The sequence below is a fragment of the Psychroserpens sp. genome, from assembly GCF_045105015.1.
In the GTDB taxonomy this organism is placed as follows: Bacteria; Bacteroidota; Bacteroidia; order Flavobacteriales; family Flavobacteriaceae; genus Psychroserpens.
Genome location: NZ_JBGCCX010000090.1, coordinates 1 through 24,235, shown reverse-complemented (window position 1 = coordinate 24,235; position 24,235 = coordinate 1). Strand labels below are relative to the sequence as shown.

19 protein-coding genes are annotated in these 24,235 nt (G+C 31.8%); 14 read left to right on the top strand and 5 right to left on the bottom strand.

Annotated elements, in window-relative coordinates; translation table 11 throughout:
• Nucleotides 1-74 precede the first annotated feature (74 nt).
• The 4 genes from obgE (at nucleotide 75) to AB8B90_RS06790 (ending at nucleotide 3,029) form a co-directional block, all read left to right on the top strand.
• On the top strand, nucleotides 75-1,073 hold the full coding sequence (gene obgE / locus AB8B90_RS06805; RefSeq protein ID WP_405335021.1) for a GTPase ObgE: 999 nt from the start codon (nucleotides 75-77) through the stop codon (nucleotides 1,071-1,073).
• 60 nt (nucleotides 1,074-1,133) lie between these two features.
• Nucleotides 1,134-1,844 carry an ion transporter gene (locus AB8B90_RS06800; protein WP_405335019.1) on the top strand — a complete coding sequence of 237 codons (711 nt, stop codon included), beginning with the start codon at nucleotides 1,134-1,136 and terminating at the stop codon, nucleotides 1,842-1,844.
• A 26-nt stretch (nucleotides 1,845-1,870) separates the two neighbouring features.
• Nucleotides 1,871-2,395, top strand: a complete 525-nt coding sequence (locus AB8B90_RS06795) for a DUF4136 domain-containing protein (protein WP_405335017.1) — start codon at nucleotides 1,871-1,873, stop codon at nucleotides 2,393-2,395.
• Between the two features lie 85 nt (nucleotides 2,396-2,480).
• Nucleotides 2,481-3,029 (top strand): DUF664 domain-containing protein, encoded by a 549-nt coding sequence (locus AB8B90_RS06790; protein WP_405335015.1) that lies wholly within the window; start codon nucleotides 2,481-2,483, stop codon nucleotides 3,027-3,029.
• A 51-nt stretch (nucleotides 3,030-3,080) separates the two neighbouring features.
• Here the strand turns inward: AB8B90_RS06790 and AB8B90_RS06785 are convergent, their stop codons facing one another.
• The 3 genes from AB8B90_RS06785 to AB8B90_RS06775 are packed head-to-tail and all read right to left on the bottom strand — an operon-like array spanning nucleotide 3,081 to nucleotide 10,990.
• Nucleotides 3,081-3,857: a hypothetical protein gene (locus AB8B90_RS06785; protein WP_405335014.1), complete on the bottom strand. Its 777-nt coding sequence runs from the start codon at nucleotides 3,855-3,857 to the stop codon at nucleotides 3,081-3,083.
• Between the two features lie 26 nt (nucleotides 3,858-3,883).
• Nucleotides 3,884-4,657 (bottom strand): hypothetical protein, encoded by a 774-nt coding sequence (locus AB8B90_RS06780; protein ID WP_405335012.1) that lies wholly within the window; start codon nucleotides 4,655-4,657, stop codon nucleotides 3,884-3,886.
• A gap of 60 nt (nucleotides 4,658-4,717) precedes the next feature.
• A complete protein-coding gene (locus AB8B90_RS06775; protein ID WP_405335010.1) occupies nucleotides 4,718-10,990 on the bottom strand; it encodes an MG2 domain-containing protein in 6,273 nt (2,090 codons plus the stop codon).
• Between the two features lie 184 nt (nucleotides 10,991-11,174).
• Between AB8B90_RS06775 and AB8B90_RS06770 the strand changes: the two genes are divergently transcribed.
• From AB8B90_RS06770 to AB8B90_RS06740, 7 genes are all read left to right on the top strand, one after another.
• Nucleotides 11,175-12,134, top strand: coding sequence for a tetratricopeptide repeat protein (locus AB8B90_RS06770; RefSeq protein WP_405335008.1), 960 nt, complete (start codon nucleotides 11,175-11,177; stop codon nucleotides 12,132-12,134).
• Between the two features lie 50 nt (nucleotides 12,135-12,184).
• A complete protein-coding gene (locus AB8B90_RS06765) occupies nucleotides 12,185-13,135 on the top strand; it encodes a GSCFA domain-containing protein (protein WP_405335006.1) in 951 nt (316 codons plus the stop codon).
• A 159-nt stretch (nucleotides 13,136-13,294) separates the two neighbouring features.
• Nucleotides 13,295-13,837, top strand: a complete 543-nt coding sequence (locus tag AB8B90_RS06760) for a DUF6252 family protein (protein WP_405335004.1) — start codon at nucleotides 13,295-13,297, stop codon at nucleotides 13,835-13,837.
• Between the two features lie 8 nt (nucleotides 13,838-13,845).
• A complete protein-coding gene (locus tag AB8B90_RS06755) occupies nucleotides 13,846-15,699 on the top strand; it encodes a PQQ-binding-like beta-propeller repeat protein (RefSeq protein WP_405335002.1) in 1,854 nt (617 codons plus the stop codon).
• Between the two features lie 98 nt (nucleotides 15,700-15,797).
• The gene (locus AB8B90_RS06750) at nucleotides 15,798-17,846 is read left to right on the top strand and encodes a tetratricopeptide repeat protein (RefSeq protein ID WP_405335000.1); all 2,049 of its coding nucleotides are present in this window, start codon (nucleotides 15,798-15,800) and stop codon (nucleotides 17,844-17,846) included.
• Between the two features lie 52 nt (nucleotides 17,847-17,898).
• On the top strand, nucleotides 17,899-19,710 hold the full coding sequence (locus tag AB8B90_RS06745; RefSeq protein ID WP_405334998.1) for a histidine kinase: 1,812 nt from the start codon (nucleotides 17,899-17,901) through the stop codon (nucleotides 19,708-19,710).
• A 77-nt stretch (nucleotides 19,711-19,787) separates the two neighbouring features.
• Complete coding sequence (locus AB8B90_RS06740) at nucleotides 19,788-20,438, top strand: response regulator (protein WP_405334996.1); 651 nt, start codon at nucleotides 19,788-19,790, stop codon at nucleotides 20,436-20,438.
• Here AB8B90_RS06740 and coaD read toward each other — a convergent pair.
• Together coaD and AB8B90_RS06730 are read right to left on the bottom strand one after the other, a co-directional pair.
• On the bottom strand, nucleotides 20,431-20,886 hold the full coding sequence (coaD, locus tag AB8B90_RS06735; protein ID WP_405334994.1) for a pantetheine-phosphate adenylyltransferase: 456 nt from the start codon (nucleotides 20,884-20,886) through the stop codon (nucleotides 20,431-20,433). The genes AB8B90_RS06740 and coaD overlap by 8 nt on opposite strands.
• Nucleotides 20,887-20,929: 43 nt before the next feature.
• On the bottom strand, nucleotides 20,930-21,904 hold the full coding sequence (locus AB8B90_RS06730; protein WP_405334992.1) for a D-alanine--D-alanine ligase: 975 nt from the start codon (nucleotides 21,902-21,904) through the stop codon (nucleotides 20,930-20,932).
• Between the two features lie 159 nt (nucleotides 21,905-22,063).
• Here AB8B90_RS06730 and AB8B90_RS06725 point away from each other — a divergent pair, with 159 nt between their 5' ends.
• The 3 genes from AB8B90_RS06725 to yaaA form a co-directional block, all read left to right on the top strand.
• A complete protein-coding gene (locus tag AB8B90_RS06725; protein ID WP_405334990.1) occupies nucleotides 22,064-22,624 on the top strand; it encodes a PASTA domain-containing protein in 561 nt (186 codons plus the stop codon).
• Between the two features lie 2 nt (nucleotides 22,625-22,626).
• Complete coding sequence (locus AB8B90_RS06720; RefSeq protein ID WP_405334988.1) at nucleotides 22,627-23,661, top strand: RluA family pseudouridine synthase; 1,035 nt, start codon at nucleotides 22,627-22,629, stop codon at nucleotides 23,659-23,661.
• A gap of 237 nt (nucleotides 23,662-23,898) precedes the next feature.
• A partial coding sequence (gene yaaA, locus AB8B90_RS06715; protein ID WP_405334987.1) for a peroxide stress protein YaaA occupies nucleotides 23,899-24,235 on the top strand: 337 nt, incomplete at its 3' end.

The following is a 24,235-nucleotide window of genomic DNA, read 5'->3' as shown; positions in this document are numbered from 1 at the left end:
GTTTTAAATTAGAAGGAGAACAGCCAGTGGCTGTTAGGTAGTTTTCTAGCTGAAGTTGAAATGAATAGATTATTATGACTGAAGGTAACTTCGTTGACTACGTAAAAGTGCATGTATCTTCTGGGAAAGGTGGACAAGGCTCTTCTCATTTGCATCGTGAAAAATATATAGAAAAAGGTGGTCCTGATGGAGGTGATGGAGGACGAGGAGGTCATATCATTATTCGAGGTAATGAAAACCTATGGACATTACTTCACCTTAAATTCAAACGTCACGCAAGAGCTGGACATGGATCTCATGGAAGTAAGAGTAGAAGTACTGGAGCCGATGGTGAAGATGTATATCTAGATGTGCCACTTGGTACAGTAATAAAAGATACAGAAACAGACGAAGTGCTTTTTGAAATTACAGATGCTAATGAAGAGCAAATTGTTGCCAAAGGAGGACGAGGAGGCTTAGGGAATTGGCATTTTAAGAGTTCTACCAATCAAACACCACGCTACGCTCAACCTGGTGAAGATTTAGAAGAAAAGCATATTACTTTAGAGCTAAAAGTTTTAGCCGACGTTGGTTTGGTTGGTTTTCCAAATGCTGGAAAATCGACTTTATTGTCTGTTGTGAGTGCTGCCAAGCCTAAAATTGCAGATTATGAGTTTACAACTCTAAAGCCTAATTTAGGTATTGTTCAATATCGCGATTATCAAACTTTTGTGATGGCAGACATTCCTGGTATTATTGAAGGTGCAGCTGAAGGTAAAGGTCTTGGTCATTATTTTTTACGTCATATAGAGCGTAATTCTATTTTGCTATTTTTGATTCCAGCAGATGCAGATGATATTAGAAAGCAATATGATATTCTTTTGGATGAATTAAAACGATACAATCCTGAAATGTTAGATAAGGAACGTATGATTGCCATTTCTAAAAGTGATATGCTAGACGAAGAATTACAGTCAGAGCTCAAGCAAGAGTTAGATGATTCTCTTCCAATTGATTATATGTTCATCTCATCAGTTGCTCAAAAGGGTATTACACAGTTAAAAGATAAGTTGTGGAAGCTTTTGAATGATTGATTTATTTATGAATGTTTTCATACTTACATGTATATTTGATTTTTGTAATTAGCCAACAAAATGAGAAATAAGATAAAAAGCATTGTTGAAATTAATGATAATAAGCTAAGTCGTTATTTTGCATTTTTTATTCAAGCATTAATTTTAATTTCTATTGTCACGTTTTCAGTAGAAACCATTCCAAACCTTAAACCGCAAACGAAAACAATACTCTTTGCTATTGAAATTTTTAGTGTGAGTGTTTTTACTATCGAATATTTATTAAGAATTTATGTAGCAGATAGTAAGCCAAAATTTGTCTTTAGTTTTTTTGGTATTATTGATTTATTAGCCATTCTCCCATTTTATCTATCTTTCGGAATTGATTTACGTTCATTGAGAGCGTTACGTTTTTTAAGATTGTTCAGAATTTTAAAATTGGTACGTTATAATAAAGCAATGAACCATTTCACAAGAGCCATAAAAACAGCTAAAGAGGAGATTTTACTATTTGTATTTATCACACTTATACTTATATACTTTTCAGCAGTAGGAATTTATTATTTTGAAAATGAAGCACAGCCTGAACATTTTACCTCAATTTTTGATAGTTTATGGTGGGCGATAATTACCTTAACTACAGTGGGATATGGAGATGTGTATCCAATTACAGTTGGAGGAAAAGTGTTTACATTTTTTATATTAATGATTGGTTTAGGTATTGTAGCCATTCCTACCGGTATTATTTCTTCAGCATTAACCAAGTCTATTGATAAGAAAGAAACGGAATAATTTTTGTTACCTTTAAAACAAAAAGCATGAAATATATTTCTTTCCTATTACTACTAATCTTCCTAGGATCTTGTGCACCAGTTCGTGTTAATTATGATTACGAAAAAACCACAGATTTTAAAGTTTATAAAACATATAATTATTATGCTAATTTAGATACTGGACTTAGTGAATTAGATAATAAAAGATTATTAGACGCTCTTGACGATGCCATGGAAATTAATGGTTATACTCTATCTGAAACACCAGATTTTTTTATTGATATTAATAGTAGTGAATACCAAGAGGCTCCACGAAATAATGTTGGAGTAGGTGTAGGTGGTACAGGTGGAAATATTGGAGGTGGTATCTCTATTGGAATACCAGTTGGTCAAAACAAACTGAACAGACAAATCGTTTTTGAGTTTGTTGATGAAAATAAAAATGGTCTTTTTTGGCAAGCAACATCAGAATCGAGCTATAGTCCTAATGCTTCTCCTCAAAAACGTGAAGCTTTATTTGTAGCTATTGTCACCAAAGTTTTAGAGGGCTTTCCTCCTAAAAAGAAATAGATTCGTTTTGCGTTAATCTCCTGTTAATGACAATATAAAATGGTTTGTAAAGTTCTACTTTTAGTAATAATAAAAAACTACAACCATGAAAAACCTATCATTATTGCTTCTGCTATTTACATTTAGTGGAACACTTATTTCACAGAATACTATTAAAGTTCCTAAAGGATATTCAAACGATATTGGTCAAATGATATCTATGTTAGATAATTTGAAATCTCGAGTTGAGAGAAATGTTTCTAATTTAGATCAAGAAGGAACAGACTTTCTTCTTGATGAAAATGCAAATAGTCCTGGCGCTATTATTTATCACCTTGCAGCAACGGAAGCGTATTATCAAGTCTATACATTTGAAGGTAGAGGCTTTAATAAAGAGGAAGCCGAAAAATGGGATACAGCATTGAATTTAGGTGAAAAAGCTCGTAAAGAATTTAAGGGGAAACCACTGTCATTTTATTTAGATTTATATGATGAGGTTCGAAAAAAAACAAAAGCATTATTAAAAACAAAAGATGATAAATGGTTCAAGAAAATAAATGGTAATATGAGTAATCATTGGGCTTGGTTTCATGTCATGGAGCATCAAGCAAATCATATGGGGCAACTAGCACTCATAACGAAGCGCATTAAATAAAAAAAACCTGCAAGATTTTGTCTTACAGGTTATTTATTTGTCAAGTAATAATTAGTTCACTTGTAATTTTAGAATGCGTCCATTTCGTTTTCGTTCTCCAAGTAAGAAAACGGATTGGTTATTAATATTAATAACACCATCATTTACTTTATAATATACTTTTGATTCCTTATCATCAATAAGTTTTTTGTAATCAAAATTTCCATCACCATCTATCGAAATAACATAGAGGTTAGATTTCTTAGATGATGTTTGTTTAAATGCAATTCTATCAGCACTTATTTTCTTTACATTGTCTGAACAGTTAATAAAAAAGTGCGTAGATTCTTCAATAGGTAAACTTGTGTAAGAGCTGTTAACAGTTCCTACTTGAGCTTTATTAATGTTTCTAGCCCATTTTATATTGCCATCTGCATCTAATCGCATCGCCATAATGTCATTATAGTGGTAAATAGTTCTTGTATTCCAATTTCCGTTAGCATCTGTATAAGAATGTGTAGTAATATAGAATTCTTCAGCATTGACCACAATGTCATTATTGCCCATTAAATACACGCCTTTGAAATCAACATTATTAATGCCTTTTTCTTTTTTTCGTTTCTTTTTACCTTCTCTATTTCCATATTTATCATTCATAAATTCATCAGAGAAATTATTGAATTTATTAAAATTAGTCTCTAAATTTTCAGGGTTTATATCGTACATACAAACTCCGTTCAATCTGTATTCTTCTTTTTTTCCATAGAAACCAACACATACTAAACGGTCTTTGTTTTTTAGAAGATGTAACGATTCTATATAGTGTTCTTGACTTTTAAAACTAGTCACTTGCTCACCATCTGCATTAATTTTATTTAATTCAAAATGGTAATTAATCTTACCCCCTTTTTTAGAAGTTTTTTTCCGTTTTCATAGGCTTTACCTAAAAAGTAGATGGTTCCATCTTCACCATCAACTTCAAAACTATTATATTCAAATAGCTTGTCTTTGATATCTTTTACAATAAGTTTTTCATAAACCGATTCGAAATTGTCATTAAAAACAAACACTTTATGTGTTTCTTGATTTTTGTTTTTAAAATCAAAATTTATGGCAAAGAATTTTTTATTTGCTGAAAAGATAACTTCACCTAGATGATTTCCGTCGGCTTGATTAAAACCATTGCCGAAAATGAATGGGAAAATACCAATACCAAAATACTTTTTCACATTGTCCTCTGAAAAATCAAGTAAGGATTTAGTTGAAAAATTTAAATCACTCATGTTTGCTGAGGTGATACTAAATCCAATTTTATTTTCTTTTTTTAAATTTTCTTGTTCAATTAGATGAATGGTATTTCCTTTTAGAAAGGCATTTTTAATAACTTTATTTTTTACTTCATAATCTAACTCTTTTACAAGCTTTAGATTGGAATCAAAACATTGAATGTAATAACCTTTTATTTTAAAGCCCATACCAGAACGATAAGCTCTAATGGTAACAATGCCGCCATCGTCGGATTCAAGACTAAAACTTAAGTAAGAGTTTTTCTTTTTGTCTTTAAAGATTTCACTTTTTTTGATTGAGAAATCTTGTGCGAAAGACGCGCTTGCAAAAATTAACAAGCAAATAGTTAGGAGTTTTTTCATTTTGATTAGTTTAGAAAAGCAAAGTAATAATTTATTAAGATTTGAGTGTATTAAATATGACTATTTTATATCAATTCTAACCCCTTGACTATGACTGCTAAACTCTGGAGCATACATGCTTTGAATGGTCGTGATTCCATTACTCATGTTTCCAGCATTAGTGACTCTAAGATCATATTCAAATACATAACCACCTTTAGGGAGATAATCAAAAAAGAAATTTGTTGATGCATCTTTTGTGCTTTCATAATACCCTAATCCATCTTGCCATTTGTATTGCGATAACACATTTATAGGCTCTAATCCAGATGCTCGCATATCTTTCATATGAATAAATTCCATATTACGATCACTTTCTAATTCAATACGTACACGTACTAAATCACCAATTTTTAAATCTGTTTCTGAAGTGATTTCTGTAATTTGTTCTCCTAAATCTGTGTTAGTTTTTTTGAATAATTTTTTAATCAATTTTAATGGTGTTTCAGCTGAAGTAATCTTATCTAAGTCTTCAAAATATTGCCAATATAAACTTCCCCAAGCGATGCCTTCTCCTTTTTTGTTGAGTTCAACAGATGCCATTGCAGGATTGATATCTTCAGAAGACCAAGTCGTTTTATAATATCCTGTACCAGCTTCGAGTTCTACGTCTTTTAATTTTGAAGGATTAATTGCTTTTCCACCTATAACCACATCAACCATTTCAGTGACGCTCAGCCAATCACTTCCTTGTAGCAATAAAGCATATACAGCTTCAGTAGTAGCTTTGGTTGTCTTCCATTGATTGGTTTGTTTGTTTTTTAACAACCAAATTTTAAGATTATCAGCTGTTTCAATAGCGTTTGGTTTAATTTCTGAAAATGTTTCAATCATTAAAGCTTGTGTTTCAATAGGAGCTTGATACCAATGCCAAGAACTCGTGTTTTCTTTCCAGTACATTCCTAATTCATCTGAAGTGATACTATTTTCTTCCAAAGATTTTAAAATCTTGTTAGCCGTTTTAGCGTCATTTTTTCTGTGCATAATCAATGCCATAAGTCCTTTGGAGTACAATGATTTTTTCAGCCAATACGTTTCAATCTGTCCATAGTAATATTCCATAACCTTAGAGACTTCTTCAGACTTTTTTGTGTCCGGAAAAAAACTTCTTAAATATAAATATTGCAATTGTGTATTGCTCAAATGGTCTTTGGATAAGTCGGCTTTTGCATTGTATTTTCTAATGTCTTTGTACTCTTTTATAAATTGTGAATCTAGATACGTCATAGCTTTTTTAATCATAGATGCTTCATTATCGTTCTTGACCACATTTAGTTTATTAAGATGCGCAAACCCAGTAATAATATGCTGTGTGATATGACGATTTTCACGACCTCCTTTAAACCAAGGCCAAGCTCCACTAGGCATTTGATTATTCTTAAGTTTTCGTTTTGCTGCATCTAACTCGTAATTCATTTTGTTTAAATCGAAAAGCAATGCAATTCGTTTTTTTTGTTCGGTTTCATTTTGAGCATCACGTAACCAAGGTGTTTCTTGAATTAAAATAGATTTCAATTCTTCGTTTTTCTCTAGGTTAGATAATAAGGCATCAGTATTTTTCCATTGGTTAAAAACTGCTTGAATTTTCGGATTATTATTCGCAATATGACTTGCTAGCGCATTCGCATAATAACGACTAAAGGTTTGTTCGTTACAGTCATAAGGATATTCCATCAAGTATGGTAAAGCTTGAACAGCATACCAAGCAGGATTAGAGGTCATCTCTAATATGAGTTTATGATGTTTTAGTGTTGTTGATGAATTAGTACGAAGTTTGTCTAAGGTAAAGGTTCTTGATTCGTTACTTTTAATCCACATAGGTAGTGTTTCTGTAACCAGCATTCTGTTAGTTAATACAGGCAATAAGTTTTGTTCTCCATCACTAAAATCTCCCGCTTTTGCAATAACTTTATATTCTACAGCTTGAATGTTATCTGGGATTTTTAAAGTCCAAGACACTTGTGTGTTACCTTTAGCTCCAATAGAAAAAGCTTCATTAGCACTATATTGTTGTCCCATAGTTTGAAATTCTAAAGGCTGAACAATTAATTCATACGACATATCTTGACCTGTTATAGTATTTGTCAAAACTAATTGTGCTTGACCAATTAATTCTTTGTCTGTGAGGTTTGCAATTTTGGTACTGATTACAATTTCATCACCTTCTCTTAAAAAACGTGGTGCATTAGGAATGACCATTAATTCTTTTTGTGTAACAGATTCTAAACTTGTTACAGCACTTTCCATAGTTTTGGTATGTGCTAACAATTGCAGTTTCCATTTGGTTAAGGCTTCAGGAGTGGTAAAATTAAAACTCACTTGACCTTCGCTATCTGTTTCTAATTGTGGAAAGAAAAAAGCAGTTTCTTGAAGATTTTTTCTAATCTTAATCTGTGATAATTCTTTGCCATTATTTTTAGTTGTAATTATAATTACGCCATTCTTGCCTTTTTCTCCATATAAGGCAATTGCTTCATTTCCTTTTAAAACTTTTATGTTTAAGATATCTTCAGGTTTTAAACTTCTGAAGTTAGCTTCATTGACAATTTCTCCATCAACAACGAAAAGAGCTTCAGTATTACCTTTAATTGAGCTTACTCCTCTAAGTTGAACAAGGGAGTTACCTCCAGGCTGACCTGAATTTGATTCAATATTTAAACCAGGTACTTGACCTGAAAGTGTTTGAACAAAGCCAGCATTTGGTTCCATTGCAGAATCATCCATTTCCATTTCTTCAGAAACCATTCTAACTGCGGAAGCATAAGTTTTAGTAAGCCTATTTCTGTATCTATTGCCAAAATAAAATCCAAACCAATTCAATTGGTCGTATTGTTGTTGCTGGTAACTCGGGTAATTATTTTGTTGGTTATGCATTCTAAATCTACCAACACCAAAACTATGCCTTGCATTAGAACCATATCTTGGATAGTAGCTTGGGTTTTGTATCGGATTGAAAGTCCATTGATGAGGTTGAAATTGATCTAAAGACATATCATACATGCTCGCTAAAATTTCGGCAGTAACTTTTTCGCCTTCCGGACCTTTAATTTTAAAACTCCAAGTTTCGTCAGTTCCTGGTTGAAGTTTGTCTCTAAACGTTTGTGTTTCAATTTTTAAATCACTTTTAGGGTAAGGCACATGTATTCGAGTTGAACCATTAGAATAACTATTATTAAAGGCATAACTATAATGAATGGCAAAACCACCAACATCCTCTTTATTTACTAAAACTTTAATTGTTTTCTTATTGTTATTTAAAGTGATATTATAGGTGTTGATAATCTCACGATTTTTTTCAACACTTACTGTAATCGTAATACCTTTTGCTGCAGAAGCTATTGTGAGTTCGACCAAATCGCCTTCTGTATATTGTTTTTTATTAGTGGTTATGTTAAATAATTGTTGATCTGAAATGCTTTTATCATTGTCGCTGTAAAGTGTCATTCTAGCTTCATCAGTAACAGTTTGACCAAACTTGTCAGTGCTTTGTAAACGAATAATATATTTACCAGAATCCCATTTTTTTATATTACCTAAAGCCATTTCTTTTGACGATTCAGTGTCAAATGTATTCTCAAAAACAAGTTTGCCTTTCTTCCAATAGATAGGGTTTTGTTCATTATCATAAGCTTCATGAGGAAACTTAGTTATAAATTCTTCCGATGGTATGACCTGATAATCTGGAGCGTTCCATGGTCTAGGTCTTAGTACTCGGTTAGGTGCTTTTAATTTATAGATTTTGACTGAGCCTTCTGCTGGAACAAACTCACCATTTAAATTAGTTGTAGAAATGTTTAAAGTATGATCTTTATTCGTTTTATTTAATTGTTCAGCAATTGAAATTCTAGCTTTTAAGGTGTGATAGCCTACACGAACAGTTGATGTAGTACTTCTTGTTTCTCCATTAAGATCGGTAACATCTGCTGAAATTTCATAATTGAAAACAGGAAATGAAGCGATGTCGACACTGTCATCTGGAAGAGCTTTAAAAATAACTTGAAATTCACCCTTATTATTAGTAATAGTTTCGCCATGAGAAATCTCTTGAGGTTCACTGTTAAACCATGGTCTATACCAATAATACCAACGTGGATATTGTACTTTTCTAACCACACGATATACAACTTTTGCATCAGTAATATGACTTCCTGCATACGCCAGAGCTATGCCGTTAACAGTAACTGAATCATTGACTTTAAACGTTTCAGTAACAGGTTTAAATTTAGTTTCAAACTTCGGACGCTTATATTCTTCAACAGAAAAATAATGATTCTGATTTATACTTAGTGAGGTTGATGAGATATTGATATAATACTGTCCGTTTAACCCTGAACTTGGAATTATAAATTCACCAGCAACTGAACCAAAATCATTAGTTGTTAATGTTATTTCTGAAAGTTGTTCCCCATTAACATTGTGTAGTGTTGCTTCAATAGATTCATCAGAAAGAGGATTAGATTTGCCTAGTTCACTTTCTAAAACAATAGCTTTAAAATATACAGTTTGTCCAGGTCTGTAAATACTTCTGTCTGAAAATAAAAATGAATTGTAGTTAACATTTGTTTTCTCTTTCTCCTGTTTTTTTGAAGTGTAATATCCTTTAAAAAAAGCAGATTCATTATTTTTTGAAACAGCAATACTTAAATTGTTATATCGATTTGATGTTTTCTTCAAGCGAATTTCACCTTTAGTATCAGATTTAAGCTGTTTCGTAAAAAAAGTTTTCTTATAATTTTTTTGAAATTTTAATGTAGCTATAGCATTTACAATAGGACTCCCATTGGTTCTATCAATAATTTGATACACAATATCACTGCCAGTAGATCTGTCAATAATTGCAAAATTAGTTACTTGTAATGTTTGGGTTGCAAAAGAACCATTGTCTTTGTTTTCAGTTTCAGCAAGAACAATATAATGGCCATTTTCTAATTTAGGAACAATAACTTCTGTAGAATGATTTTGAAAATCACTTTCATTTTTCAATGTAGATTTCCAAGATATTTGCGTATCTTTTTTCTGAAGAAATTTTAGTCGTTCTTCCGGTCTGTATAGTTTTTGGAAGGCTGATATTTGAGAAAGGTTAACCTTGTAGATCTTAAATTCTAAGACATTAATATTGGTATAGTTTACTAGAAATTTTGAATAGGATTTAATAGGAATAAGAGTTTCAGCAGATAAACTTAAGCTACTTGATAATAATTGAGATTTAAGTATCTCACATTGGTTAGATGCCCTGCTTTTTGGGAATTTATTAGTTACAGCGTTACACAATTCAATAGCAGCTTTCAGTTTCCATCTCACCTCTGGATTTGAATTAGCATTGTATTGTTGCCCTTGTAGTCGCCATAATGTTGCAATTTCAAAATCATATAAGCCAGACACCTGATTTGAAGACCAAGCATTACTTGATTTTTGTAAGGTGTTTAATAGAATAGCTTCCTTGTTGTTAAACGTAGCATGTTGATTTACATATTTAATACGCTCAATATCCACTTCTACTAATGCTTCAGGATTTTTAGTTTTTGAATGTAATAAAATTAAATTTTGATAAATTTTAAGCGCTTGTAATTGTAAGGAAGTTGAATCTTTAGAGGTTAAATTTACCGCAGTAAAAGTTTTTGAAGGCGCCATTAAATCTGGGTTTTCAATCTCAAATTTATAAGCTGGCTTAGACATACTATTTTCACTAGTTTTGTAAAAACTGAGTGCATTATGACTTAATAAATCATAAAGTGTTGGTCGCAATACTTTAGAATCATTTTGCTCAATTAAGATCTCTTTATAATCTGAAAGTTGCTCTTGTTGCAATAGAAGTCCGTTTTCTAACGAACGTTGATAATAGGTTTGAATCTCAGTAAATAGCGTTTTTAAATCCCACGTTCTGAAATCATCATCTACTTTTTCGGCAGTATTGGTGCGGTTATAAAATTGATAGCGATGCTGTTGAAAATACTGCCAATACATAGTAGCAAGTATGTTTTCCAGTATGTTTTTTTGAGGTGTTTTGCTTTTGGAGATTGTATTTTTAAAATCTTCAACAATTTTAAGTTGCGCATCTTCCTCAAGAGTAAGCATATACTTGCTTTTGTGAAGTAAAGATTTTATTAGTTGTGTTGAATTGTTTGTGGTTTTAGCCAATTCAGATATGGTTTCAACAACTTTTAAAGCCGATTTTGGTAAACCATCAGCTTCGTACTTTGCAACATCTTTCCATAATTTTTCAAAATCGTTAGATTGAGCAGTGGAGAAATTAGCGAAACATAAAATCATTAATATATTAGTTATTAATTTCATAAATATTTATTTTGTTATCGTGCAATTTAACCTCAAAATATCAGCAAGTATATAAGAAATGAGTTATCAAATCGTTTGACTTAGTGAAGTTATTAATTTTAACTGTAAACACGTTATCTTTGCGGTATCAAAATCAAAAATAATACCAAGACTTACAAGGCATGAAAATTGTGTAAAGATGAATATGAAACACTTGTTATTTTTTCTTTTTTTAATTCCATTCATTGGTCAAGGACAATCGTCTTCGCTTAAAGATGTCAAGCAATTACTGTTGGATAAAAAATATAAGACAGCTGAAACTAATCTAGAATCATATCTTAACGCAGCACCTAATGATATTGAAGGCATTGAGTTGCTTGGTGATGCCTATGGCCAACAAAAAAAATGGGATGAAGCTATTGAGATCTATGAAAAACTTGTCAATATGAGACCTAATGTTGCTAACTATCATTATAAATATGGTGGTGCTTTAGGGATGAAAGCATTGAGTGTGAGTAAGCTAAGAGCAGTGGCATTCATAGGTGATATTAAATCGGCATTTCTTAAAGCTGCAGAATTAGATCCCAAACATATTAATACACGTTGGGCTTTGGTAGAATTGTATATGCAATTGCCAGGTATTGTGGGAGGTAGTAAAAGTAAATCGTTAAAATATGCTGAAGAATTGGAAGTGCTTTCAACAGTAGATGGTTACTTAGCAAAAGGGTATATATATGAATATGATAACGAACCAGAACTAGCCGAAACTTTTTATAAAAAAGCAATCAAAATTGGTGGTTCATTAACTTGTTTTGAGAAATTAACTAATTTATATGAATCAAATAAGCAACCTGAAAAAGCAATTGCAAATATTGAACAAGCTCAAAATAAGCATAATAGAAACGCATTACACTATCAAATTGGTAAAGTCGCTGCAGAATATAATGTCGAACTTAGCAAAGGTGAACAATGTTTATTAACTTATATTAAAAATTATTCAGCAGCTGATGGCGTGCCAAAGGCTTGGGCAAATTATCGCTTAGCTCAAATACATAAACACAAAGGAAATAAATCTGATGCTTTAAAATATATAGATTTAGCAATTTCAGCCTTGCCCAAAATTAAAGTATTTCAGCAAGAGAAAACAGATATTTCAAAACTTTAGCAAAAGGTTTCAATGGGTTATATATCTTTAAGGTCTTAATCCTTTTCTCTATGGAATTGCAAACGAAATTACCACTTAAACCTCAACAACTAAATCAAATAGATTATTACTCTAAGATTGCTTTGTTTGGGTCTTGTTTCTCAGAACATATAGCAGATAAGTTTGAGTACTATAAATTTCAAAAGTTCAACAATCCCTTCGGGATTTTATTCCATCCGCTAGCTATTGAAAATCTAATCATCAATGCTATAAATGAAAAGCAATACACTGAAGAAGATATCTTTTTCAAAAATGAACAATGGCATTGTTTTGAAGCGCATTCAAAACTAAGTAAGGCTTTAAAAGCGGATTTGCTGGAAACATTGAATACACAAGTTAAAGCAACTAATGATGTTTTAACTGAAGCAACACACATAGTGGTTACACTAGGAACAGCTTGGGCTTACAGACAAATTAAAACAGATATGTTCGTTGCCAACTGTCATAAAGTTCCACAAAAGCAGTTTCTAAAAGAACTATTATCAATAGATACTATTGTAGAATCTCTTGAAGCGATTGTGAGTATGGTTAGAAGTATAAACCCTAAAGTTAATATTCTATTTACTGTGTCGCCAGTGAGACATATTAAAGATGGATTTGTAGAGAACACACAAAGTAAATCACATTTAATTTCAGCCATTCATCAGGTTGTTGATCACAGAACACAATTGTATTATTTCCCTTCTTATGAAATAATGTTAGATGAACTTAGAGATTATCGCTTTTATAAAGAGGATATGTTACATCCAAATGCATTAGCTGTTAACTACATTTGGGATTGTTTTCATAGCGTCTGGATTTCTGAAGCAGCACATTCGACTATGGAAGACGTTGAACAGGTTCAGAAAGGTTTAAAACACAACGCTTTTAATTCTAAATCTGATGCACATCAATTATTTATTCAAAAATTGAGAGATAAAGAATTACAATTACAATCTGTATTCAAACACATTCAATTTTAATATCAGAAATCAAAAATCCCAGATGTATTTCATGTGTGTTTAGTATTTAAATAATTGATTTTAAGTGCACTATAATAATATACGGCATATGTCGTATTGTCTGTATTCCTGTTTTGAAGCAAATTTGTGTCATTATTAACCTCAAAAAATTAATCAACAATGAGACATTTTAAAAACTTCATGATTTTAGTCATGGCATTTACAGCAATTACACTTACATCATGTTCAAATGATGACGATAGTGGAGAAGACGATCCAGGAACACCAGGAGCAGGTTCTGGAGTATTGGTTGCAAAAATAGATGGAAATAATTTCGAATCTATGGAGATTTCATCTTCAGCTACTGTAGCTAATAGCGGACAAAACTTAATTATTATTGCCTCTAATAGTAGTGGTAGAGCTTTCTCACTTACAGTTATTGGTTTTAATGGTCCTGGTACTTATCCGTTAGGTGGAGGAGCAAATATTACAAATTCAGCTTCTTATACTGAAACTGATGTGAGTAATCCACAAAATCCATCCACTGAAATCTGGCAAGCACCTTATGATAGTTCTGCTGTAGGTGAGATTGTAATTTCTGATGTAACTGATACTAAAGTAATAGGTACTTTTAATTTCACTTGTAAGAATGTTGGTGGAGACCAATCAGTAAAGACAATTACTGACGGTTCTTTCGACCTTAACAAACAAGTTGTTAATTAATTACAATTATGAAATCACTATTAATTCAATTTAAGAGCTTAGTGATGGTTGCATTCATCTTGAATGCAACTTCACTATTTGCTCAAAAGGCAGAATCTCCAGATCATAAGTATGAATTTGGAGCTAAGATTAACGAAATGACAATTACTGATGGAGGAACAGTAGTTGTAGCTACTAACGATGGATTAGTGGGTATAAAACCTGGAGTTGATAATTTACTTTTCAATTTTACAGATTATGGTCGTGTCAAACCAGAAGAGTTAAATTTTATTCCAAGAGCGCCATATGTAGTTGTTGGACAGACAGGTTTTGGTGGTTTACAAACGAAAAGTGCTGTCATAGACTATATGTCTGGAAAAGTACTTTTCAGTACAGAGAAAAATGGTTGGAAAGCTATAGGGATGTCTAGAGTATTAATGCCAGCTAATAAGCTAATAGTTAGTGGTCAGCGTAAAGCTAAAGAAAAGTACGCGCAAGCTGTGGCTATCTATGATTTAAATACAGGAGAACAAATTAGCTTTTACACTTTTAAAGGTTCAAGGCAAGCTATGGGAACACCTTTAGTTTTGTCTGACGGTGTTATTATTCCAACAACAAAAGGATTAATGAAAATAGACATGTCTTCGGGTAATGTGCTTTGGGAGAATGATTTAAAAAATATAAGTTGGATGGTTGCTGATGATACTGAAAAAGATATTTATGCATTTGCTTCGACTTCTAACAATAAGAACACAAAAATTTATAAAATTGGTTCTAATGGTAAGGATACTTGGGCAGATGAACGCAAGGTTAAAGGAAGTGTTTCTAATTTCCAAATTTTACCTCAAGGTCTGGCTGTAGTAAGTGATGTAGCTGGAGGAAGTAGTACTTTTGCTGCTGCATCAGAATCTAAAATTGCTTTGCTAAGTGCTGCAACAGGTGATGACTTATGGGAAAAAGCGCCAAAGACTAAAGGTTATGTTCAACATTTTTATATCATGGATGATGGTATTCTCTTCGGAATTCAAGAAGGTGGAATCAATAAGATTTCATATGATGGAAAGACCTTATTTAAAAAGCCACTTAAAACAGGTGAAAATATCCTAACAATGGCAACAACACCTCAAGGCTTAATTTACATTACGTCAGAAGATGCTAATATTGTTAATTTAAATACAGGTGAGCAAGTTTGGAAGAAACCATTAAAATTTAAAAGAGCTGATGTAGTGAGTTCAGATTATGATAAAAAAAATGATCGGTATTTAATTACTGCTGATGAGAAATTATATAGCATTGATGCTAACTCTGGGACATCTGAAATTTTAATGGAAGCAAATTTTGACGGTAAAGAAAATCCAACTGCTATAGAAGTAAGAGATAGTGGACTTTTATTAACTTCAGATCAAAACATGATGTATTTAGATTATAATGGAGATACGTCTTGGCATGAATATCACAGAGCTCCTGGTAAAAGTGCATTCGGAGCTATTTTAGCAGGAGTCACAGCCGTAGCTGCTGCAACTGCTGCTGCTTCTGCATCTTATGAAGCTAATATGAATGAACGCAATAGAATTGGTCAGTATACTGCTCGTGGAGATCGTTTAAATGATTTGTCTGCTGGTATGTCCTCTGCTGCTGGAGCTTCTGTCGCAGAAATGTTAAAACGTTTTAAGGCAACTTCAGCGACTCAAAATGCACAATTTATTTTAACAAAATTTGACGATGGTGTTGGCTTAGTTAAAGTGAATAAAGATAAAGGAACAGTCGAGAAAGAGATTGTTTTAAAAGATAAAAAGCCAGAATATCAAGTAGATGAGTTTGGCGGATATCTATATTATAAAGCTAATGACAAGACTATTTATACATACAACCTAAACAATTAAATCTTGTTGTTGAGATTATGATTGGGCGTAATTTTGTAGGATTACGCTTAATCTTTTTTAATTGCAACTTGTCGAAAAAAAGATAAACCATTCTTATTATGTTATATATTCGTCTTGCTATTAATCAATTTTTTAAGAAAGCATCAGTAAATTATGAAGCCTTTGTAGGTAAAATAATTCTGATGCTTTTTTTGTTTCCTCATATGAAACTTAAATATTTTCTATTACTTCTTGTGACTTGTTTTTCTAGTGTAGCTATTTCTCAAAATTTAGACAGTCTATTAGTTGTAGCACGATCTACAAAAGATGATTCTACAAAGATTAGAATGCTCAATAAAATTGCATTTAGCTACATCTTTAATGATACAGATAAAGCAATTGATGTTATTAAAGAAGGAAAATCACTTGCTAAAAAAACTCATTTTAATTTTGGATTAACAGAGTTCACGAATACTCATGGTATTTATAAGGATATTATAGGTGAGTCTGATTCGGCTAATTATTATTTTTCAAAAGCCTTAAAACTAAGTCGTGACCATAATTTCAAAAGTATTGAAGTGATGTGTGTTAATAATCTAGGAATGTTTCATTGGAATAGAAGTGAGTTTGATGATGCACTTCGCTATTTTTTTGATGCTCTTAAAATGAATGATATTAGTAAAGATGAAAAAGGCCGAAGTGTGTATTTGAATAATATTGGACTCATTTATCAAGAAATGAATTTGAATGAGAAAGCTTTGACATACCATGAAGAGGCATTAATGATTAGGGAGAAATTCAAACTTGAAACGGAACAAGTTGCATCTTATAATAATATTGGAATTAATTTAAAAGATTTAGGTAGAATTGATGAAGCCATTGAAGCCTATCAAAAAGGATTAGTTATTGCTAAGCGCTCTAATAACCTAATCGACTACTACAGAGTTTTAGATAATTTAGCGAATGCTTATAACTATAATAATGAATTTGATTTAGCGATTAAGTATTATCTAAAAGCCCTAGATAAACCTGAAGGTTATGAAGCTGATCAAAAAGGTGAATTTTCAACCTATAGTAATTTAACCTCGTTGTATAATGAAATCAATCAGCCCAAAAAAGCATTAGCTTATGCTAATAAAGCGTTTAAACTTTTAGAGAAATATCCATATTTAGAAGGCATTTCTTCCGATTTAAATCTACATACAGCTGAAAGTTATTACATGTTACGTGATTATAAGAAGGCACGTTTATATACTAAGAAATTTATAGACGTAAAGGATTCAGTATTTTCAGAAAAAAATGCCCAAGCTGTTGCTGATTTAGAAGTTAAATACGATACTGAGAAAAAAGAAAAAGAAATTTTAAAACAACGTGCAGACCTAGCTGAAAAAGAACTAACTATTCAGAAAAAAAATTACCAGATGTATGGTTTTTTGGGCTTGGCTTTTATTTTAGCATTAATAGGTTTTTTGTTTTTTAACCAGCAAAAATTAAAAAACAAACAACTTCAGAAAGAGAATGAACTTAAAGATGCACTTATAAAAATAGAAACTCAAAATCGATTGCAAGAACAGCGTTTAAGAATTTCTAGAGATTTGCATGATAATATTGGAGCGCAACTCACTTTTATCATTTCATCTATAGATAATTTGAAATATGGATTTGACATAAAAGATGAAAATCTTACGTCTAAACTTAATAAAATTAGTGCTTTTACTTCAGAAACTATTTATGAATTGCGCGATACAATTTGGGCAATGAATAAAAATGAAATCAGTTTTGTAGATTTGCAATCACGTATTTCTAATTACATTGATAAAGCACACGTATATGATGATAATATTAGGTTTTCATTTGTTGTAGATTCAAGCGTAGATATCCAAAAAACATTTACTTCTATTGAAGGAATGAACATTCATCGAATTATTCAAGAAGCGATTCATAATAGTCTCAAGCATGCATTTGCTCAAGAAATCAAAGTGCGTATAATGCAACCCAAAGATCAATTAAAAATCACCATCTCTGATAATGGAAAAGGGTTTCATACGCCTTCAGTTAAAAAAGGAAGCGGATTAAATAATATGTATAAACGTGCCAAAAATATAGGAGCAGACCTAACTATTCTTTCTGAAGAACATAAGGGCACACAAGTGATTTTAAAGGTTTAATATTTCAGTCAAAAAGTTGTATCTTAAATTCCATTATTGATCAACCTGTAAAATGAAAAATGTTTTTTTATCACTGTTGTTTGTTGGGAGCTTTTGTACTGCACAAAACTCATCTTACATTGATAGTTTACAAGCCTCAATATCTAAACTTACTAAAAATCAGCAGTTAACAGTTATCAATGATATTCCTTACAAAAAGTATGTCGGAGAACTTGAAAAGTCTGAAGCCATCTTTCTTAAAGCTGTTGATATTGCCATACAATTAAAAGACAGTCTAGCTCTTGGTGATATTTATTATAAGCTAAGCGAGGTGTATTCTTATAGAGAAAAGCCCAAGAAAAGAACAGAATATGCTTTAAAGTCTATTAAGCTCTTTGAGCGTTTAGATAATAAATTGAAAGCCGGTATTGCCTACGGACAATTAGGATACAGTATTAAGTTTAATGATGTTGATACTGCTGTTGAATATATGCGAAAAGGAATAAAATTGTTGGAATCTGAAAATAACAAAACCAAAATAGATCCTTTATATGGTAATTATGGCATCATTCAAGCAATGATTAAACAGTATGATAGTGCACTTTATTACGATATAAAATCACTCAAAATTAAAAAGAGACTTAATGATAGTGTCGGACTAGGATATGCTTATGCTACTATTGCTAATGTGTATTCTGAAACAGGAGATTTTAAGTTAGCAAGGCGATATATCGACAGTTCAACAGTAATAAGAAGAAAAATTATTGATAATTATGGCATTGCCGTTAATTATACACATACTGCTGATATATTTTACAATGAAAAAAACTACAAGGATGCCATTCAAAATTTTAAAAAGAGTCTTGAAATGGCAAAAACTCACAACTATTCAGCTTTAGAACGTTATTGTTATCAATCCATTTCTAATGGATATAAACAACTTGATGATTATAAAAATGCTTATGAATTTAATGAACAATTTCAAAGACTTAAAGACAGTGTCATTAACATTGAAACCAATCAGAAAGTTCAAGAGTTAAAAATTGAATTCCAAACTGAAAAAAAAGAGAAAGAAATTTTAAAACAGCGTGCTGATTTAGCAGAACAAGAATTAGAGCTAAATGAAAAAAACACTCAAGTTTTTGGCCTAGCTGTATTGGCGCTAATTTTAAGTTTATTAGGCTATTTGTTTTACAATCAACAACGATTAAAAAACAGGCAATTAAAAAAAGAAAATGAACTTAAAGATGCGTTATTGAAAATTGAAAGCCAAAACCGACTTCAAGAACAGCGATTAAGAATTTCAAGAGATTTACATGATAATATTGGCGCCCAACTTACCTTTATTATTTCGTCCTTAGATAATTTGAAATACGGATTTAAATTGCCGGAAAAACTTTCAAATAAACTCGGCAGTATTAGTGAATTTACAACGACTACTATATACGAATTAAGAGACACCATATGGGCAATGAACAAAAGTGAAATTACTGTTGAAGATTTACAGTCACGTATTTCAAATTTTATTGACAAGGCAGATGTTGCTGCAGATCAAATTAAATTCGAATTCAATTCAAGTGTTTCAGATGTTGAGCATTTTAAGTTGACGTCTCTCCAAGGTATGAATGTGTATCGAATTATTCAAGAAGCGATTAATAATGCCATTAAATATTCCGAAGCAAAACATATTGCAATAGATTTTGACTATTCAGATGCACAGTTAAGCATTCAAGTTAAAGATGACGGTAAAGGATTCGATATAGAAACCACTCAAATGAGTAATGGCATTCATAATATGAAAAAAAGAGCAGAGGAAATAAAAGCCGAATTTAAACTGACCTCAATTATTGATAAAGGAACTACGATTATAATGATGATATCGTAAAATAATAAAAATACGTCAAATGACGTATAGCTAAACCTAAAGAATTTTGTAACTTTTTATTCTGAAAATCAAACCTTATGAGCATTAAAATTGCAATTGTTGACGATAATACCTTTTTGATAAATACAGTTAAAGAAAAACTGTCTTTTTTCGAAGAATTTAATATCAAGTTTTCTGCGATGAATGGCTCTGATTTACTATCTCAAATAGAAGACAATCATAATTTAGATTTGATTTTAATGGATATTGAAATGCCTGTACTTAATGGTATTGAAGCCACTGAAATTGTCAAACAAAAATATCCACATATTAAAATCATAATGCTGACAGTTTTTGATAATGACGAAAATATATTTAATGCTATAAAAGCTGGAGCTGATGGTTATTTGCTGAAAGAAATTAATGCGAAAGATCTCCACGATGGAATTATCGACACTCTAAATGGAGGAGCAGCTATGAATCCATCAATTGCACTGAAAACTTTGAAGTTACTCAGAAACCCAATGTGTATTGAAAATGAAAAGGATAAAGAAATCATAAAACTTACGAAACGAGAAACAGAAGTTTTAGAACATTTGAGTAAAGGATTAAACTATGTTCAGATTGCTGATAATTTAATACTATCTACAGGAACTGTTAGAAAACACATCGAAAATATCTATCGTAAATTACAAGTACATAACAAATTGGAAGCCGTTCAAAAGGCTAAGAAAAATAATCTTATTTAACAGTTACACTACTCGGTACTAATTTCGTGTAATCACCATGATTTCTAATTACATCTCTTACAATTGAAGACGATATGTAAGACGTGCTTGCCGCAGTTAATAAAAATACGGTTTCAATAGGAGCAAGGTCTCGATTAGTATGTGCAATGGCTTTTTCAAATTCAAAATCTGCAGGATTACGTAAGCCTCTCAATATAAATTCAACATTATTTTTTTGACAGAAATCAACTGTAAGTCCTTTGTAAGTAACGACACTAACTTTTGCTTCGTCTTTAAAAGCATCTTCAATAAATTGTTTGCGTTCCTCCACTGAGAACATGTATTTTTTATCAGCATTTATACCAATAGCTACAATGACTTCATCAAAAAGGTTAACACTACGTTTGATAATATCGTAGTGGCCAAGTGTAATTGGATCAAATGATCCTGGAAAAATTGCTCGTTTCATAGTGTTGTTTTGTAGCAGAACTAGTTTCAAATATAATTATTAATTATTTGAGAGCTTCTTCAATAGCATTAGCAAACAGATCACTCATGCTAATCCCAGCTGAAGCAGCTTGCTGAGGTAGTATGCTAGCTTCAGTTAACCCAGGAACCGTATTGACTTCTAGGAGATAAGGGTTGCCGTTTTTAAAAATATATTCACTTCGACTAAATCCTTTTAAATTTAATATTTGATATACTTTTTTTGCTAAAACACGAACTTTATCTGCTTGCGATTCATCAATTCTTGCAGGTGTGATTTCTTGAGATTGTCCTAAATATTTTGCTTTATAATCGAAGAAATCATTTTCAGAAACAATTTCTGTTATTGGCAATACTGTAATGTCACCTTTATAAGTAAGCACTCCAACAGACACTTCAATTCCATCTAAAAATGACTCAATTATAACTTCATTATCCTCTTTAAAAGCAACGTCAAGTGCATTTTGAAGTTCATCTTTCTTATATACCTTAGTAACTCCAAAACTACTGCCAGCTCTGTTTGCTTTAACAAAACAAGGCAAACCTACTTTGTTTACAATAGCATCTTCATCAATAGTGTCTCCTAGATTGATATAATACGATTCAGCCGATTTAATTCCGTGTGCGCTTAATACACTTAAACAATCCCGTTTATTAAACGTTAATGCTGCTTCATACATACCACAACTTGTATGCGGAATATTAAGCAATTCAAAATAACCTTGCATAAAACCATCTTCACCTGGCGAACCATGAATAGCATTAAAAACGCAATCAAATTCAATTACAGTCTCATTCACAAGTACCGAAAAGTTATTTTTATTTATTGGAAATTCTTCATCCAGATCATTAACAAATACCCACTTATCTTTAAAAATATGAATGCGATAGACATGGTATTTATCTTTGTCCAAAGACTCATATACAACTTGTCCGCTTTTTAGAGAGATCTCATATTCACTAGAATACCCTCCCATAATAATGGCAATATTTTTTTTCATAATGTGAACTTCAAGTGCAGTAGTCTTATTTTAATTAGACATTAATGTTACAATTTAAAAAGCAATATTGTATAACTTTTTTAGTTAAGCTAAAATACCAAATAAACCATTAAGTAAACGCTTTCGTTTTTATATATTTGTCAACAGTTAAATTATCTCATGAGTTTAATACGATTTATAACCAGCAAAACATTTTTCAAACAACTAGCATTGGCAGTGGTAGCTTTAATTGTATTCGTGTTTATAATAATGTGGTGGCTTCGTAGTACTACAAATCATGGAGAGTTTATTAAAGTTCCTGATTTGAAAGGGAAAACTATTGAAACTGTAAAGATTGAACTAAACGATAATGATTTGCTTATGGAGATTCAGGATTCTGCAAATTTTAATCCGAAATATCCAAAATATTCAGTCATTGAACAGCATCCGAAAGCTGGTAGTCAAGTTAAAGAGGATAGAAAGATATACCTTATTTTAAATCCATCAGGTTACAGAAAGGTAGCTGTGCCAAATATAGTTAGACGTACTTTTAGACAAGCAAAACCTACATTAGAAGCGCTCGGTTTTGAAGTAGGTAAGGTTACTTATGCAGATGATATTGGTAAAGATGAAGTGCTTTCAATTAAGCACAAAGGAGAAACTATAAAAGCAGGAGAACTATTGCCTTTAACTTCGAAAATTGATTTAGTTTTAGGTAACGGAAAACGATCTTCTAACTAGTAATGACAACAATTTCACCATCTACAGAACAGAATGACGACGAGTTGTTCGAACACCATTCTTTTGTTGTTGATAAAGGACAAGCGCCTTTACGCATCGATAAGTATTTAATGAATTTTATTGAAAATGCAACACGTAATAAAATTCAATCTGCAGCAAAAGACGGAAGCATTTACGTAAACGGTACTCCAGTAAAATCAAATTATAAAGTAAAGCCTTTAGATAAGATACGCGTACTTTTAGAGCATCCTCCTTATGAATATTTATTGACTCCAGAGGATATTCCATTAGATATTGTCTATGAAGATGATGACCTTTTAGTTGTTAATAAACAAGCAGGAATGGTTGTACATCCTGGTCATGGAAATTATTCAGGAACTCTCATAAATGCATTAGTGTTTCACTTTGAAAATTTACCTAATAACAGTAGTGAACGTCCTGGACTAGTTCACAGAATTGACAAAGATACTAGCGGATTACTGGTCGTTGCTAAAACAGAACAAGCCATGACACATTTGTCTAAGCAGTTCTTTAATAAAACTAGTGAACGCGAATACCTTGCCATTGTTTGGGGAAATATGAAAGACGATGAAGGTACCATCGAAGGTCATATTGGTCGCCATCCTAAAAACCGTTTGCAAAACACAGTTTTTGAAGGAGACGATGAAGATAAAGGCAAACCTGCAGTGACGCATTATAAAGTTTTAGAGCGTCTTGGATATGTTACTTTAGTGTCTTGCAAGCTTGAAACGGGTCGTACACACCAAATACGTGTTCATATGAAGCATATTGGTCATACGCTTTTCAATGATGAGCGCTATGGAGGTGAACGCATTTTAAAAGGCACTACCTTTTCCAAATACAAGCAATTTGTAGATAACTGTTTTAAGATTTTGCCACGTCAAGCCTTACATGCTAAAACGCTCGGTTTCATTCATCCAACAACAGGTGAGAAGTTACAATTCGATTCACCCATTCCTGATGATATACAAGATTGTATCGAAAAATGGAGACACTATGCCACACATATGCAGTAGTTTTTGGACGTTACTCTACTTCGTTAAAACTACATAGAGTCAGGCTCTCGCAAGTCGCTTTTGTTTTTGTAATAGCATTTTAAGGTGTTGAAACTAAATAAAACAAAGAGCTCCAACAAATGCTCCATCCTTAACGCAGGCATATTACTTTTAACTATTGTTACATAGAAATATTTAAAATAAAAGCATTGAAAAGTAACAGATTGTATTGTAAATTTGAATAAAATCTTTTTGTATATGAAACTCGTATTATCACCAGCGAAGTCTTTAGATTATGATAGTAAATTACCAACAACAAAGACCACTGAATCCTGTTTTTTAAATGAAGCACAACGTTTAAATAAACTCTTAAAGAAAAAATCTGCTAAGAGCCTATCAAAGTTGATGCACATTTCAGATAATTTAGGTCAGCTAAATTATGAGCGTAATCAAGATTGGAGTTTACCTTTTACTAAAGAAAATGCCAGACAAGCGATTTATGCATTTAATGGTGATGTGTATAGAGGTTTAGATGCTTATACAATTGATTCCAAAAAAATAAATCAGCTGCAAGATACTGTTCGAATTTTATCAG